16 protein-coding genes are annotated in these 15,114 nt (G+C 67.8%); 7 read left to right on the top strand and 9 right to left on the bottom strand.

The annotated features are described in order from the left end of the window. The first annotated feature begins 32 nt into the window (after nt 1-32). The 5 genes from murJ to HDR73_RS05160 all read left to right on the top strand — a co-directional run bounded on the left by murJ (nt 33) and on the right by HDR73_RS05160 (nt 5,769). Entirely contained in the window at nt 33-1,685 is a 1,653-nt protein-coding gene (gene murJ / locus HDR73_RS05140) for a murein biosynthesis integral membrane protein MurJ (RefSeq protein ID WP_012300307.1), read from the top strand. Nucleotides 1,686-1,841: 156 nt separating this feature from the next. Continuing rightward, nucleotides 1,842-2,879 carry a thioredoxin-disulfide reductase gene (gene trxB, locus HDR73_RS05145; RefSeq protein WP_012300308.1) on the top strand — a complete coding sequence of 346 codons (1,038 nt, stop codon included), beginning with the start codon at nt 1,842-1,844 and terminating at the stop codon, nt 2,877-2,879. Between the two features lie 68 nt (nt 2,880-2,947). After that, the gene (gene trxA / locus HDR73_RS05150; RefSeq protein ID WP_012039655.1) at nt 2,948-3,271 is read left to right on the top strand and encodes a thioredoxin; all 324 of its coding nucleotides are present in this window, start codon (nt 2,948-2,950) and stop codon (nt 3,269-3,271) included. Between the two features lie 166 nt (nt 3,272-3,437). Continuing rightward, entirely contained in the window at nt 3,438-4,760 is a 1,323-nt protein-coding gene (locus tag HDR73_RS05155; RefSeq protein ID WP_012300309.1) for an aminotransferase-like domain-containing protein, read from the top strand. A gap of 43 nt (nt 4,761-4,803) precedes the next feature. Beyond that, entirely contained in the window at nt 4,804-5,769 is a 966-nt protein-coding gene (locus tag HDR73_RS05160; protein ID WP_012300310.1) for a D-alanine--D-alanine ligase family protein, read from the top strand. 52 nt (nt 5,770-5,821) lie between these two features. On the opposite strand, the gene HDR73_RS05165 is transcribed toward HDR73_RS05160, so the two are convergent. The 8 genes from HDR73_RS05165 to rpmH form a co-directional block, all read right to left on the bottom strand. Then, complete coding sequence (locus tag HDR73_RS05165) at nt 5,822-6,814, bottom strand: ParB/RepB/Spo0J family partition protein (RefSeq protein ID WP_012300311.1); 993 nt, start codon at nt 6,812-6,814, stop codon at nt 5,822-5,824. Then, nucleotides 6,814-7,695, bottom strand: a complete 882-nt coding sequence (locus tag HDR73_RS05170) for a ParA family protein (protein WP_012300312.1) — start codon at nt 7,693-7,695, stop codon at nt 6,814-6,816. The genes HDR73_RS05165 and HDR73_RS05170 overlap by 1 nt, the downstream gene beginning before the upstream one ends. Before the next feature lie 149 nt (nt 7,696-7,844). Further along, the gene (rsmG, locus tag HDR73_RS05175) at nt 7,845-8,480 is read right to left on the bottom strand and encodes a 16S rRNA (guanine(527)-N(7))-methyltransferase RsmG (RefSeq protein WP_012300313.1); all 636 of its coding nucleotides are present in this window, start codon (nt 8,478-8,480) and stop codon (nt 7,845-7,847) included. 564 nt (nt 8,481-9,044) lie between these two features. Further along, entirely contained in the window at nt 9,045-9,575 is a 531-nt protein-coding gene (locus HDR73_RS05180) for a Jag family protein (protein ID WP_012300315.1), read from the bottom strand. After that, the gene (gene yidC, locus HDR73_RS05185) at nt 9,572-10,534 is read right to left on the bottom strand and encodes a membrane protein insertase YidC (RefSeq protein ID WP_012300316.1); all 963 of its coding nucleotides are present in this window, start codon (nt 10,532-10,534) and stop codon (nt 9,572-9,574) included. Before yidC ends, HDR73_RS05180 begins: the two co-directional genes overlap by 4 nt. Nucleotides 10,535-10,544: 10 nt before the next feature. Beyond that, nucleotides 10,545-10,856 carry a membrane protein insertion efficiency factor YidD gene (yidD, locus tag HDR73_RS05190; protein WP_012300317.1) on the bottom strand — a complete coding sequence of 104 codons (312 nt, stop codon included), beginning with the start codon at nt 10,854-10,856 and terminating at the stop codon, nt 10,545-10,547. Beyond that, nucleotides 10,853-11,194, bottom strand: coding sequence for a ribonuclease P protein component (gene rnpA / locus HDR73_RS05195; RefSeq protein ID WP_041464781.1), 342 nt, complete (start codon nt 11,192-11,194; stop codon nt 10,853-10,855). Before rnpA ends, yidD begins: the two co-directional genes overlap by 4 nt. Before the next feature lie 3 nt (nt 11,195-11,197). After that, nucleotides 11,198-11,335: a 50S ribosomal protein L34 gene (gene rpmH / locus HDR73_RS05200; protein WP_012039665.1), complete on the bottom strand. Its 138-nt coding sequence runs from the start codon at nt 11,333-11,335 to the stop codon at nt 11,198-11,200. A gap of 476 nt (nt 11,336-11,811) precedes the next feature. Here rpmH and dnaA point away from each other — a divergent pair, with 476 nt between their 5' ends. Together dnaA and dnaN are read left to right on the top strand one after the other, a co-directional pair. Beyond that, nucleotides 11,812-13,242 carry a chromosomal replication initiator protein DnaA gene (gene dnaA / locus HDR73_RS05205; protein WP_012297496.1) on the top strand — a complete coding sequence of 477 codons (1,431 nt, stop codon included), beginning with the start codon at nt 11,812-11,814 and terminating at the stop codon, nt 13,240-13,242. A gap of 546 nt (nt 13,243-13,788) precedes the next feature. Beyond that, nucleotides 13,789-14,940 carry a DNA polymerase III subunit beta gene (gene dnaN / locus HDR73_RS05210; RefSeq protein WP_041464236.1) on the top strand — a complete coding sequence of 384 codons (1,152 nt, stop codon included), beginning with the start codon at nt 13,789-13,791 and terminating at the stop codon, nt 14,938-14,940. Nucleotides 14,941-14,950: 10 nt separating this feature from the next. Here the strand turns inward: dnaN and HDR73_RS05215 are convergent. Continuing rightward, on the bottom strand, nt 14,951-15,114 hold a 164-nt coding region (locus HDR73_RS05215), incomplete at its 5' end, for an integrase core domain-containing protein (RefSeq protein ID WP_287136282.1).

Genomic DNA, 15,114 nt, shown 5'->3' on the forward strand with positions numbered 1-15,114 from the left:
CCCGCGACGAGATCCCGGGCCGGAGACGCCTCGTGACCGCGTCCCCCGCTCCCCGCGGCGGCATCGGCCGCGCGTCCGCGCTACTCGCGTCGGGCACGTTCGTCTCGCGCATCCTGGGCTTCGTCAAGGCCATCGTGCTGCTGCAGACCATCGGCGCGACCCTCGGCAGCTCCAACGCGTTCTCCAACGCGAACCAGCTGCCGAACAACATCTACGTGATCATCGCGGGCGGCGTCCTCAACGCGGTCCTCGTGCCCCAGGTCGTGCGCGCCGCGAAGCACGCCGACGGCGGCGCCGGCTACATCAACAAGCTCGTCACCATCGCGATCGTCGTGCTCGGCGGCGTCACGATCCTCGCGACCGTCGGCGCCCCGGTGGTCTCGCGCCTCTACGCCGCGACGCTGCCGCCGGACGTCTTCGCGCTCGTCGTCGCGTTCGCGTACTGGTGCCTGCCGCAGATCCTCTTCTACGGGCTCTACGCCGTCCTCGGCGAGGTGCTGAACGCGCGGGGATCCTTCGGCCCGTTCACCTGGGCGCCGGTCCTCAACAACGTGGTCGCCATCGCCGGCCTCCTCGTCTTCCAGGCCATGTTCGGCTCCGGCAGCCGCCCGGTCGACGACTGGAGCCTCGACAAGATCGTGGTGCTGGCCGGATCCGCGACCCTCGGCGTCGTGGCCCAGGCGCTCATCCTCTTCGTCTTCTGGCGCCGCGTAGGCCTGCGGTTCCGCTTCGACTTCGCGTGGCGGGGCGTCGGCCTCGGCACCGCCGGGCGTCTCGCCGGCTGGACCTTCGGCATGCTCGTCGTCACGCAGCTCGCGGGCATCGCGCAGTCGAACGTGGCCAACATCGCCGCCACGTCGGACAGCCCCTCGAGCACGATCCTCCTCAACGCGTGGCTGTTCTTCATGCTGCCGCACTCGATCTTCGCCGTCTCCATCGCCACCGCCTACTTCACGCGCATGAGCACGCACGCGGGCGAGGGCGAGGGCGAGGGCGAGGGCGAGGGCGACCACGACAGCATGCGCGCGGACCTGTCCTCCGCGGTGCGGCTCGTCGCCCTCATGACCGTCCTGTCCACCGCACTCATCGCGGTGCTGGCCGGGCCCGTGGCGCGTGTGATGGTCTCCGGCGACATCGGCGAGGTCCGCGGCTACGGCATCGTGCTCATCGCGTTCATCCTCGGCCTGCCGGCATTCAGCACCCTGTTCGTGCTGCAGCGCGCCTTCTACGCGCTCTCGGACACGCGCACGCCGTTCCTCATCCAGTGCGCGCAGGTCGTGCTGTTCATCGCCGGCGCGCTCGTCATCGCGCAGCAGCCGGTCGAGCGGATCGGCGTGGGGCTCGCCGTGCTGCAGACCGTCACGGTCACCGGCCAGGCCGTGCTGGCCGCCGGGCTGCTCCGCCGGCGCATCGGCCGCATCGACGGGCGTCGGATCCTCCGCAGCGCCGTCCGCTTCGTCGTCGCCGCCGTGCCGACCGCACTCGTCGGCATCGCGCTGCTGTCCCTCGTCTCGGGCGGCGCGTTCGACGGCGTCGGCGTCGCGTCGAAGGGCCAGGCGCTCCTCGTCGGGATCCCCCTGGCCGCCGTCATGACGGCCGTCTACCTCGCCGCCCTCGCCGCGATGCGCTCGTCCGAGCTGCAGCAGCTCGCGGGCCCCGTCATGCGCCGCATCCGCCGCCGCTGAGCGCCCGCCTGGCCTACCGCCGGACGCGCTGGCACCCGTGTCCGCTCCCGCGCTCCCGCCCGGTGGAGCCGCAGGAATAGCCGCTACCGTGGGTCTGTTGCAGAGGTGAGCGGGCACCGGGAAGGCGCCCCGCCGAGCAGTGGAGGAGAAGCCGTCGTGCGTCAGATCATCATCATCGGTTCGGGTCCCGCGGGATACACGGCCGCCATCTACGCCGCGCGCGCCAACCTCACGCCCCTCCTCATCGCGAGCTCGGTCGAGGCCGGCGGCGAGCTCATGAACACCACCGAGGTCGAGAACTACCCCGGCTTCACCGACGGCATCCAGGGCCCGGATCTCATGATGGCGATGCAGGCGCAGGCCGAGCGCTTCGGCACCGAGGTCGTCCTCGACGACGTCACGTCCGTCGACCTGAAGGGCGACGTCAAGCGCGTCACCCTCGGCAACGGCGACGTGCACGAGTCGCTGGCGGTCATCGCCGCCACCGGATCCGCGTACCGCAAGCTCGGCCTCCCTGCCGAGGACCGCTTCAGTGGCCACGGCGTCTCCTGGTGCGCCACGTGCGACGGCTTCTTCTTCCGCCAGAAGACCATCGCCGTCGTAGGCGGCGGCGACAGCGCGATGGAGGAGGCGGCCTTCCTCACGCGCTTCGCGGAGAAGGTCTACGTGATCCACCGCAAGGACAGCCTGCGCGCCTCGAAGATCATGCAGGACCGCGCGTTCGAGAACCCGAAGATCGAGTTCGTCTGGAACGCGCAGGTGGTCGACATCACGGGCGGCGAGAAGGTCGACGGCGTCGTGCTCGAGGACACCGTCACGGGCGAGCAGCGTCGGCTCGCGCTCGACGGCCTCTTCATCGCCATCGGCAACGACCCGCGCACGCACCTCTTCCACCAGCAGCTCGAGCTCACCTCCGAGGGCACCATCGCCGTCGAGGGCCGCTCGTCGCGCACGAACCTGCCGGGCGTCTTCGCCGCCGGCGACGTGATCGACCCCACGTACCGCCAGGCCATCACCGCCGCCGCCTCGGGCACCGTCGCGGCGCTCGACGCGGAGCACTTCCTCGCGTCCCTGCCCGACACGCTGCTCGACGCGGCCTCCGACGGACCGGACGGACCCGCGGGCCACGGCGCGCCGGCAGCCGGCAGCGTGGTGGATCCCGACGGCGAGCTCGTCGGCGCCGACCACCAGTAGCCGCACCCCTCATCACGACCCGATCCGGCATCCGCTCGGATCCACGCGAACCACACGAAGGAGAAACCATGTCCCACTCCCGCGACGTCACCGACGCCAGCTTCCAGGCCGACGTCCTGGACGCCGAGAAGACCGTCATCGTCGACTTCTGGGCGCCTTGGTGCGGCCCCTGCAAGGCCGTCTCCCCCGTCCTCGACCAGATCGCCGCCGAGAACCCCGGCATCGAGCTCGTCAAGATCGACGTGGACGACAACCCCGAGATCGCCATGAAGTACAAGATCACGTCGATCCCGGCCATGAAGGTGTTCCAGAAGGGCGAGGTCGTCAAGACCGTCATCGGCGCGAAGCCGAAGCCCGCGCTCGAGCAGGAGTTTGCGGACTTCCTCAAGTAGCAGCCGCTCGCGCCTGACCGGCGACGAGCATCACCGGAGGGCCCGGCACCGAGAGGTGCCGGGCCCTCCGTCGTTCGGCCGACCCTCGGCAGCGGACGGACGACGATGGGGATCGCGGGCCGTCGCCCGTTAGGCTGGACGGCAATCGGACAGTGAGAGACGTGACGTGACACCTGCAGGCAGCCCCCGCGAATCCGCGGGCACCAACCTCGACCCCTGGTTCCCCCATTACGCGGAGAGGACCTCTGGCCTCAGCGCCTCCGAGGTGCGCGCCCTATTCGCCGTGGCCTCGCGCCCCGAGGTCGTCTCCCTCGCCGGCGGCATGCCGTTCGTCTCCGCCCTCCCCCAGGAGCTCATCGTCACGGCGATGGAGAAGGTCATGCGCGAGCGCGGCTCCGTGGCCTTGCAGTACGGCGGCGGCCAGGGCACGCCCGAGCTCCGCGAGGACATCCTCGAGATCATGGCGCTCGAGGGCATCCGCGGCAGCGTCGACGACATCGTCACCACCACGGGCTCGCAGCAGGCGCTCGACCTCGTCACCAAGCTGTTCATCGACCCGGGCGACGTGATCCTCGCGGAGGCCCCCAGCTACGTCGGCGCCATCGGCGTCTTCCGCAGCTACCAGGCTGTGGTCGAGCACGTCGTCATGGATGACGACGGCCTCGTCCCCGAGGCGCTGCGCGAGGCGATCGCGCGGATCCGTGGCGAGGGCCGCACGATCAAGTTCCTCTACACGGTCCCCAACTTCCACAACCCAGCCGGCGTCACGATGTCCGCCGCTCGGCGCCCGGAGATCCTCGAGATCTGCCGCTCGAACGACATCCTCGTCCTCGAGGACAACCCCTACGGCCTCCTCTGGTTCGATCGCCCCGCGCCGGACGCCATGCGCAGCCTCGACGACGAGGGCGTCATCTACCTCGGGTCCTTCTCGAAGACGCTGGCGCCCGGCTTCCGGGTCGGCTGGGCGCTCGCGCCGCACGCCATCCGCGAGAAGCTCATCCTCGCGCAGGAGTCGGCGGTGCTCTCCCCCAGCTCCTTCAGCCAGCTGATCATCTCCGAGTACCTGCACGCATCCGACTGGAAGGGCCAGATAGACACCTTCCGCGGCGTGTACCGCGAGCGGCGCGATGCCACGCTCTCGGCGCTCCAGGAGCACCTCCCGGGACTCACCTGGACCGTCCCCAACGGCGGCTTCTACGTCTGGCTGAAGCTCCCCGAGCAGCTGGACTCCAAGCAGATGCTCCCTCGCGCCGTCACGGCGCTCGTGGCATACACGCCCGGTACCGCGTTCTACGCCGACGGGCGCGGACGAGACGCCATCCGCCTGTCGTTCTGCTACCCGACGCCGGAGCGCATCCGCGAGGGCGTCCGCCGCATGGCGGGCGTGATCGACGACGAGCTGGATCTCCTCACGACGTTCTCCGGCACGGGCGCGCTCGCCTCACGTCCCACGACGTCCGTCGTCACCCCGCCGCCCGACCTCGACTGACCCTCCGCGTCCACGTACACCGACCGCAACCGGATCGAGCAAGATGACCGCACACGAGCCCCTTTCCGTCCTCGTCCTCGCGGGCGGCATCTCCCATGAGCGCGACGTGTCGCTCCGCAGTGGGCGCCGCGTGGTGGACGCCCTCCGAGGAGCGGGTGTCGTGGCGTCCCTTCGTGACCCCGACGCCACCCTCCTCGACTTCCTGCGCGAGACGCCCCCTGCCGTCGTCTGGCCGGTCCTCCATGGCGCGAGCGGAGAGGACGGCGCGCTCCTCGGCTTGCTCGAGCTCGCCGGCGTCCCGTACGTGGGCTCCTCCGCCCGCGCCGCCCGCCTCGCGTGGGACAAGCCGACCGCCAAGGCGATCGCGGGGACCGTCGGGATCCGGACGCCGCGATCCGTGACCCTGCCGAAGGACACGTTCCGCGAGCTCGGAGCGGCAGCCGTCCTCCGGCTCGTGACCGAGGCCGTGCCCGCCCCGTACGCCGTCAAGCCGGCCCGCGGCGGATCCGCGCAGGGCGTCACGATCGTGCGGGACGCGGACGCCCTTCCCCGGGCGATGGTGGACGCCTACACCTACGGCGACGTCGCCCTTATCGAGCAGCTCATCGAGGGCACCGAGGTCGCGATCGGCGTCATCGACACCGGCGCCGGCCCCGAGGCCCTGCCTGCGACGGAGATCGTCCCCACCTCCGGCGTGTACGGCTACGAGGCGCGCTACAACGCGGGTCTCACGCGCTTCTACACGCCGGCACGCATCTCCCCCGAGGAGGCCGCCGCGGCCTCCACCGCGGCCGTCGGGATCCACCGCGCGCTCGGCATCGGCCAGATGTCGCGAGTCGACATCATCATCGACGCCGCGGGCGAGCCGTGGTTCCTCGAGGTCAACGTCATCCCCGGCCTCACGGAGACGTCATTGCTCCCCCAGGGCCTCGCTGCCGCGGGCATCGAGGTGGGCGATCTGTACCGTCGGCTCGCCGAAGCCGCGCGGGACGCCTCGACCATCCGCTGACTCCGCCGCGCGTGGCGACGGAAGTCGCCCACTCGGGCTGTGTCCGGACGCGTCAGCTGGCGTCAGCGTGCGGCACGCCCATCTCCTGGGCGATGCGCGTCAGGTCCCCCACGGTCGCGAAGTCGATCACGATCTGGCCCTTCTGCGCCGACATCGTCACTCGTACGCTCGTGTTCAGGTGATCCCCGATACGCTGCGCCGTCTCGTCCAGATGGGCGTTGCGCGCCGAGGTGGAGCTCTTCCGCGGCTTCGTGGCCTTCTGGCCGCGCTGGGCCGCCGCCTCAGCGGCGCGGACGGAGAGATCCTCGTTGACGATCTTCTCGGCGAGGTGGCGCATCGCGTCCTCATCGCCCGAGGACAGGATCGCACGTGCATGACCCGCGGACAGGACGCCGGCGGCGACGCGGTGCTGCACGTCCTCCGGAAGGCGCAGCAGTCGGATCGTGTTGGTGATCTGCGGCCTGGATCGCCCGAGACGCTGTGCGAGCTCGTCCTGCGTGATGGCGAAGTCGGCCAGGAGCTGCTGGTATGCGCTGGCCTCCTCGAGCGGGTTCAGCTCCGACCGGTGCAGGTTCTCGAGCAACGCGTCACGGAGCATGGACTCGTCGGCGGTGTCCTTAATGACAGCCGGGATGGTGTGCAACCCGAGCTCCTTTGTGGCACGCAGCCGGCGCTCCCCCATCACGAGCTCGTAGCGCGCCCGTCCATCAGCGTCGGCCCCCAGCGGACGGACGACGATGGGCTGGAGCACCCCGTACTCCCGGATGGAGACCATGAGCTCCTGGAGCTCCTCCTGGCGGAAGTCGGTACGCGGCTGCTGCGCGTTGGGGGTGATGTCCGCGGGATCGAGGTTCGCGAGGCGCGCTCCCGGCACGGCCACGAGCTCGGGTTCGCTCGTGCCCTGCGCATCCCCCTGGTGGACGCCGCTCGGCGCGCCAGCGCCGATGCTGTCGGGGAAGAAGACGTCGACGGGCCGGCTGCGCTCGTCGGAGGTGGGGATGAGCGCGCCGATGCCACGCCCCAGGCCGGTTCTCTTGGTTGCCATCAGTTCTGGGCTCCTCGGTGTGCGATCTCGGCCGCGGCCTCCAGGTAGGAGAGCGCGCCAGGTGAGTTGGGGTCGTAGCTGATCACGCTCTGCCCGTAGCTGGGCGCCTCGCTGATGCGGACGGACCTCGGGATGAGTGTCGTCAACGTCTGCTGTGGGAAGTGCTCACGCACCTCCGCTGCGACCTGCTGCGCGAGGTTCGTACGTCCGTCGTACATGGTCAGCAGGATGGTCGACATCGACAGCTCGGGGTTCAGGTGCTGCGATATCAGCTCGATGTTTGACAGCAGCTGACTCAGACCCTCGAGGGCGTAGTACTCGCATTGGATGGGGATCAGCACCTCCTTGGCGGCGCTGAATGCGTTGATCGTGAGCAACCCCAACGACGGCGGGCAGTCGATCAGGACGTAGTCGAAGTCTTGACCGCGGTCTGACGCCAGGAACGCATCCAGTGCCAGTCGCAGGCGTCGTTCCCGTTGCGGCAGGTTGACGAGCTCGATCTCGGCTCCAGCGAGGTGGATCGTGGCCGGGACGCAGAAGAGCGTGTCGAACTCCGGGCTGCTCTGCACCGCATCCTCGACCGGCGCGGAGTTGACGAGCACGTCGTAGACGCTCGTCAGGTCACTGGACCGGTCGGCACCCAATGCCGTCGATGCGTTTCCCTGCGGATCCAGGTCGATGACCAGCGTCCGAGATCCCGATTTCGCCAGCGCGGCAGCGAGGTTCACCGTGGACGTGGTCTTGCCCACGCCGCCCTTCTGATTGGCGATCGTGAAGACCCGCGTGCGCGTGGGGCGTGGCAGGACGAGTCCGGCGAGAGCCTTCCGTCGTCGGCTCGTCTCGGAGAGCTCACGAGCTATGGGGCTGAGGTCGTCATCCATGGGTGACTCTCCGTCGATCGATCGGGACGATGAAAACGAATGGACGGCTGACATGTTTCACGTGGAACATTTGTCGCCGTCCTGTCGCCTAAGGAATGTGAATACACATGCCATCAGCACTTCTTTCCGTGGCCGCCCGAGCCGACGCATCAAGCGACACGTGCCCGGATGACTCGCGTCACCTCGTCGACCTGTCCTGCTCCCAACGTGATGACTTCGACATCCTCCAGGTGATGCTTGCGAATGGCCCTGCTCGCGGCCTCCACTTCCCGCTCCGCGTTCGCACCCTTCATGAGCACGAGTTCTCCGCCGGTCTTCACAAGCGGCACTGTCAGCGGGATCAGCTTGGAAAAGGCGCTGACTGCCCGGGCGGTCACTTGATCAAGGCTAATCTCGTTCGCGACATCCTCTGCGCGAGCGCGTCGGACCTGCACGTTGTCCAACCCGAGATGCGCGACCTGTTCTTCGAGCCAGGCTACGCGACGTTCCATGGGTTCGATGAGCACGAAGTCGACGTCGGGACGCGCGATGGCCAGCACCAGACCGGGCAGGCCGGCCCCGGTTCCGATGTCTCCGACCACACCAGGATTCAGAAGCGGTGCGACCAGCACGGAGTTGATGATGTGGCGCGACCAGAGCCGTGGGGGCTCGAGCGGGCCGATGAGCCCGAGTTCCTCTCCCCTGCTCCCGAGCTGCGACGCGAATTCACGTGCGACAGGCATGCGGACACCGAACAGTGACGCTGCGATGGGTGGTTCCATCTCTACGCTCGTATGCTCCGGCATCGCACATCCATCCTCTTATCGGTGGCTTCCCCAGCCCCATGCGTCGAAGTCACCTGACAGCCTGAGTTATCGGCGCCGTCCGCGTTTGCCGCCCGTGCGAGTTTAGCGTCGATCGTCGCGGGCCACGATCACGCGCGCGGTGCCGCGCTCCGTAGCGGCGGTCGAGGAGAGGGCCCGTGGGATGTTCCACGTGAAACATGTCTCTCGACTGCTCGTGTCACACTTCGATGAATTCTTGTGGAGTGAGCGCCACACCACGTTCACCTCCATGCGCCGCATCGCGTGTTTCACGTGAAACATCTGCTGCAGGCCTCTGCACGGGTGTCAGGCGCTCGCACTCGTCCACCCCGCACACGAGATCAGGAATTGTAGAACCACTTGCCCACGCCTGCAGACCGGCCTTGACTGGCCGGAGCACATCGCAGTCATACTCAAATGTGTGAACGGCCGCATGGTCCCGTGTGCCAACACGTTCGTGTTAGCACGCGATCCGAACACTCGACACGCGGGCACGCAGAAGGCCCAGTCCAACGGACTGGGCCTCGCCGACTCACGCGTCGGTTCTCACGCCTTCGTGATCACCGTGTGCCGGTCGCGTCCTTCACCTTCGGACTTGGACGTGTATCCACGCTCCGCCACGATGTCATGCACGAGCTTCCGCTCATACGACGACATGGGAGCCAGGGACGCACTCGCTGACCCAGCCGAGATGCGCTCGATGGCACGGTCGACGAGCTGCCCCAGCTCGACCTGACGCGCATCCCGCGAGCCGCCGACATCGAGGATCAGCCGGCTGAACACACCCGTCTTGTTCTGGACGGCAAGCCGGGTGAGCTCCTGGAGCGCCGTGACGGTCTCTGGATTCGACAGCAGGCGCAGATCCTCCGAGTCCGCGGCATCCACGGACACGTAGGCACGCCCTCCACGCTGATCGATGTCGATGTCACCGTCGAGGTCGCAGATGTCGAGGAGCTCCTCGATGTAGTCGGCCGCGATGTCCCCCTCGTCGACGCCCGAGGTGGTGACCTCAGTCTCGACCTCGTCCGCGGTGGGGGCGGTGCCGTCGTGATCCGTGCCGTTCGCCACGTCCGTCATCGGCTCTTGGATCCTGCCTGCTTCTTGGCACGGTTCTTGCTCACGGGCTGCTGACGCTGAGCCGGCTTGCGCTCCTCGACCACGATGGTCGACGACTCCGCCGACACCTCAGGGGCCACGAGCTTGCCCTTGCGGGCGAGACGCGCTTCACGCGCACGAGCGGCCTCGCTGCCCGGCGTGGGCATGTTGCGGATGACGAGGAACTGCTGGCCCATGGTCCAGAAGTTCGAGACCAGCCAGTAGAACATGACGCCGAGCGGGAACGCGATGCCGGACACGGCGAACACCAGCGGGAGGATGTACAGCAGGATGCGCTGCTGCTTGAACATCGGGCTGGCCTTGGTCTCCTCGGACATGTTCTTCGCCATGATCTGCAGCTGCGTGATGAACTGCGACGCGCTCATGAGGATGACCATGGTCGTCGCGATCACGATGACCGTGATGTTGCCGTTGGCCGTGGAGATGGCGGACTGCAGCGGAGCGCCGAGGAACGACGACTCACCGAACGACCGGGAGAGCTGCTCGTTGAGCAGGCCGATGCCCGGGAGCTCTTCGACCGCGGCACGGTGGAGGACCGAGTACAGCGAGAAGAAGATCGGCATCTGCAGGAGCAGCGGTAGGCAGCTGCTCAGGGGGTTCGTCCCGGTGTCCTTGTACAGCGCCATGGTTTCGCGGGACATGGCCTCGCGCGAGAACTGGTCGCGCTTGCCCTTGTACTTGTCCTGGATCTTCTTCAGCTGCGGCACGACCTCCATCATGCGGCGCTGGTTCTTGATCTGCCGGACGAAGATCGGGATGAGCGCAGCGCGGACCACGAGGACGAGGCCCACGATGGAGAGCACCCACGTCGCCCCGTTGTCGGGATCCAGCCCGAGGGTGGTCCAGAGCGTGTGGAAGCCGACCAGGATGAGTTCTATGACCCACTTGATCGGCCACAGGATCGTTCCGAGGAAGTCCATGAGGTGGTCGTTAGCCCTTTCCGTGGCTGGGTGCGACGACGAATCCGTACCTCGTGCGCCGGTACTGCTGGACCTGACGGGCGGGGACGTCGTCGATGCCGCCCTCCGCCCAGGGGTGGCACCGGCATACGCGCCACACGGCGAGGCCGCCCCCGCGGATGAGCCCGTGCTCCTGGACGGCCTCGAGGCCGTACGCGGAACAGGACGGGTAGTACCTGCAAACATCCCCGTACAGAGGAGAGACGATGCGTCGGTAGAGACCGATGACCGCGATCGCCGCGTTCCGGGGCGCTAGGACGACAGAGGTCAGTACCCTCTTCATAGCGTCCTCACGGCCCGCGTCACGGCTGACGCGATCTCCTCCTGCAGGGTATCCCACGCTGTCCGCTCCATACCTGGCAGTACGCGGATCACGATCGAGACGCCCGGGCAGAGTGTCGGCAGGAGACCTGCGGTGACCGCCTTGAGGCGCCTGCGGACCAAGTTCCGGGTCACGGCATTGCCGACCTTCTTCGAGACGATGAATCCGAATCGGGTCGGTGCGTCTGACGGACCGGCGAGCGCAGACACGACCGCGGTCCCCGTCGACGTCCGGCGCCCCCGCCTGACGATGGTGCGGTAGTCCGCACCGCTCGTCACGCGGTTCCGCCGAGCGAGCACGTGCTACGCGGAGAGCTCGGTGCGTCCCTTGCCACGGCGGGCGGCGAGGATGGCACGGCCGGCGCGGGTGCGCATGCGAAGGCGGAAGCCGTGCTTCTTGGCCTTCTTGCGGTTGTTCGGCTGGAAGGTGCGCTTGCTCACGGTGAGTCTCCACTCAGGTTGGTCCACAGGGCCGACGAGTGCGGCTGGGAAGATGGGGCAGCCTCGAGGGCTGGGTCAACTGCCTAAATCTACGGGCCGGGCGGCCTTCGGTCAAACCCGCGAACCGGATCGTGATTATCCACACGGATCGGACATCGGCCGGTACCGACATGCCGGCGTCGATAGGGTCGATTTGTCCTGATCTCCGACAGTGGCTACCGTGTGGCGTGGCCGCGACGCGTCGGGGATCACCCGCGCGGTGTTGACGGCCCGTTCGCACACAGGGTGGATAACCCTGTGAGTAACTATGCTGTCCGCGGTCGCGGTACCCGGATGGTGCGCACCCTCGGAGCCTCCGAGGACGGACGCCGCACGCATGACCGCGACGCCCTTCCAGCGTCGACAGCAGTCCGCGCACCGCGAGGCGGCCCCGGCACCAGCCGCGGACCGAGCCTGGTGACGGCAGATGGGGAAACATGTCCGACCGCTCCGACCCGACGCACGCGATCTGGCAGAAGGTGCTCGCCGCCCTCACCGCGGACGACCGCATCACGCCGCAGCTGCACGGCTTCATCAGCCTCGTGGAGCCGAAGGGAGTGATGACCGGCACCCTCTATCTGGAGGTGCCCAACGACCTCACCCGCGGCATGCTCGAGCAGCGCATCCGCGTGCCCCTGCTCAACGCCATCGGATCGCTCGACGAGGCGGCAGGCGTCAGCAACTTCGCCATCGTGGTGAACCCCGGGATCGCCCAGGACGCCTTCGCCCAGCACCCCGAGCCGGCGGAGCAGCCGTACATCGAGACCCCGACCATCACGGCGCCCACCGACAACCCGGGCCTGCCGGCCTCACCCTCTCGCGGTGACTCGCGCCTCAACCCCAAGTACGGCTTCGACACCTTCGTGATCGGCGGATCCAACCGGTTCGCCCACGCCGCCGCAGTCGCCGTCGCCGAGGCACCGGCCAAGGCGTACAACCCGCTCTTCATCTACGGTGACTCCGGCCTCGGCAAGACGCACCTCCTGCACGCCATCGGGCACTACGCGATCAGCCTCTACCCCGGCATCCGCGTGCGGTATGTGAGCTCGGAGGAGTTCACCAACGACTTCATCAACTCGATCGCGAACAACCGGTCGTCGCTGTTCCAGTCGCGCTACCGCGACAACGACATCCTCCTGATCGACGACATCCAGTTCCTCCAGGGCAAGGACTCCACGCAGGAGGCCTTCTTCCACACCTTCAACACGCTGCACGACCACAACAAGCAGGTGGTCATCACGAGCGACCTGCCGCCGAAGCACCTGACGGGCTTCGAGGACCGCATGCGCTCGCGCTTCGAGTGGGGCCTCATCACCGATGTCCAGGCGCCGGACCTCGAGACGCGCATCGCGATCCTGCGCAAGAAGGCGCAGAGCGAGAAGCTGCAGGTCCCGGACGACATCCTCGAGTACATGGCCACCAAGGTCACCTCGAACATCCGCGAGCTGGAGGGCACGCTCATCCGGGTCACCGCGTTCGCGAGCCTGAACAAGACGCCCGTCGACCTGGCGCTCGTGCAGACGGTGTTGAAGGACCTGATCACGCTGGACGAGGACAACGTCATCGCGCCGGTCGACATCATCAACCACACCGCCGCCTACTTCAAGCTCACGGTCGACGACCTGTACGGCTCCTCCCGCTCGCAGGCTGTGGCCACCGCACGCCAGATCGCCATGTACCTGTGCCGCGAGCTGACCAACCTCTCGCTGCCGAAGATCGGCCAGCTGTTCGGCAACCGCGACCACACGACGGTCATGTACGCCAACAAGAAGATCACCGAGCTCATGAAGGAACGCCGCTCCATCTACAACCAGGTGACCGAGCTCACCAGCCGGATCAAGCAGAACCACCGCTACGGCAAGATGTGACGCCGGCAGCCTGTGCGCCCACCAGCGGCGCGCACAGGAGACGACGCAGCAGGAGGGGTCGGACCATGAGGTCCGGCCCCTTCTGCGTGCGTACGCCGAGCCAGGCCCCGCACCCACCCGACCCTCGACGCCGTCGGTGCCCTCCTGAACACGGCCGCGATGCGAGGACAGAGTGCGTGAGAGGTCGGATCCGCTGTTCCCCACAGTGTGCACAGAGTGTGGATAACTGTGGAGAACCGCCGGAGTGGATGTGGGTTCGAGGACCCGGCCTGTGGAACCGGCCTCGTCGCGTCGCCGCCGTTCCGCCGAGTCCCCAGGCCGCTGCACACCCGTCCCACAACTTCCAGACGTGTAGTTCCCGCTCGATCACGGGGACGCCGGGAGTTGTCCACAGATTCCACAGCGGTTAAGACTATTGATCCTTAAACCCTTCATTGGATGTCGCCCAAGAACCTCAGGGTGTGGAGGGATCGACGGTCGTGGGAGCCCCCGTCGGCACGGCTAGCATTGACCGACAAATCTTCCGCTCATCGAGGGGTCCACAACGTGAAGTTCCAAGTCAACAGGGACGTCTTCAGCGAGGCGGTGTCCTTCGCCGTCAAGCTGCTCCCGCAGCGCACGACCCTCCCGATCTTGAGCGGCGTGCTCATCGAGGCGACCGAGGACGGACTGACGCTGTCGTCGTTCGACTACGAGGTCTCGGCGCGCACGCAGATCCAGGCCGACATCGAGGAGCCCGGACGCGTGCTGGTCTCGGGGCGTCTGCTCGCCGACATCGCGAACCGCCTGCCGAACGCCCCCGTGCGCTTCACCACGGAGGACTCGAAGATCACCGTCTCGTGCGGATCCGCGCACTTCACGCTGCTGAGCATGCCCGTCGAGGAGTACCCGACGCTCCCGCAGATCTCGGAGCAGTCCGGGCTCCTCCCGGCAGAGCAGTTCGCCGCCGCGGTCTCGCAGGTCGCCGTCGCCGCCTCCCGGGACGACGTGACGCCCGTCATCACCGGCGTGCAGCTCGAGGTGGGGGAGACCAGCCTCGGGCTGATCGCCACCGACCGCTACCGCGTGGCCGTGCGCGAGATCGACTGGGACGGCGGCGACTCCACGACGGACGGCACCAGCCGCACCGCCCTCGTGCCGGCCCGCACGCTGCAGGAGATCGGCAAGACCTTCGGCCACAGCGGCACCATCTCCGTCGCGATCACGGACACCGACGACCGCCAGCTCATCGCGTTCAGCGCCGACAAGAAGACCGTGACGTCCCTGCTGATCCGCGGCAACTTCCCGCCGGTCAAGCGGCTCTTCCCCGAGACGGTCGACAACTACGCGGTCATCAACACGGCCGACCTCATCGAGGCGACCCGCCGCGTCCAGCTCGTGCTCGAGCGCGAGGCCGCCCTCCGCTTCACCTTCACGATCGACGGGCTCACCCTCGAGGCCATCGGCTCCGAGCACGCGCAGGCGTCGGAGAGCATCGACGCCCTCCTGACAGGCGTCGACACCGTGGTGTCGTTGAAGCCCCAGTTCCTGCTGGACGGCCTCGGCGCCGTCCACTCCGAGTTCGTCCGCCTCTCGTTCACGAAGACGGACAACCCCAACAAGCCCGGCCCCGTGCTCATCACGAGCCAGTCCTCCAAGGACCAGGCCGGCGCTGACAACTACCGGTACCTGCTGCAGCCGAACCTGCTGCTGCGCTAGATGTACTGGGTCATGACGTTGGTGACACTCGGGCCGCGGGCGTGAGCCCGTGGCTCGAGTGGATTCGTTCAGTGTTGTAGTGCTCGATGAAGGGGTCAAGCGCGTCGGCCCGGTGTTGGTTGCCGGTGAAGGGTTGCCGGTAGGCCCACTCGGTCGCGAGGGTCCGGTTGAAGC

It is taken from the genome of Clavibacter sp. (assembly GCF_014802555.1).
Lineage (GTDB): Bacteria > Actinomycetota > Actinomycetes > Actinomycetales > Microbacteriaceae > Clavibacter > Clavibacter sepedonicus.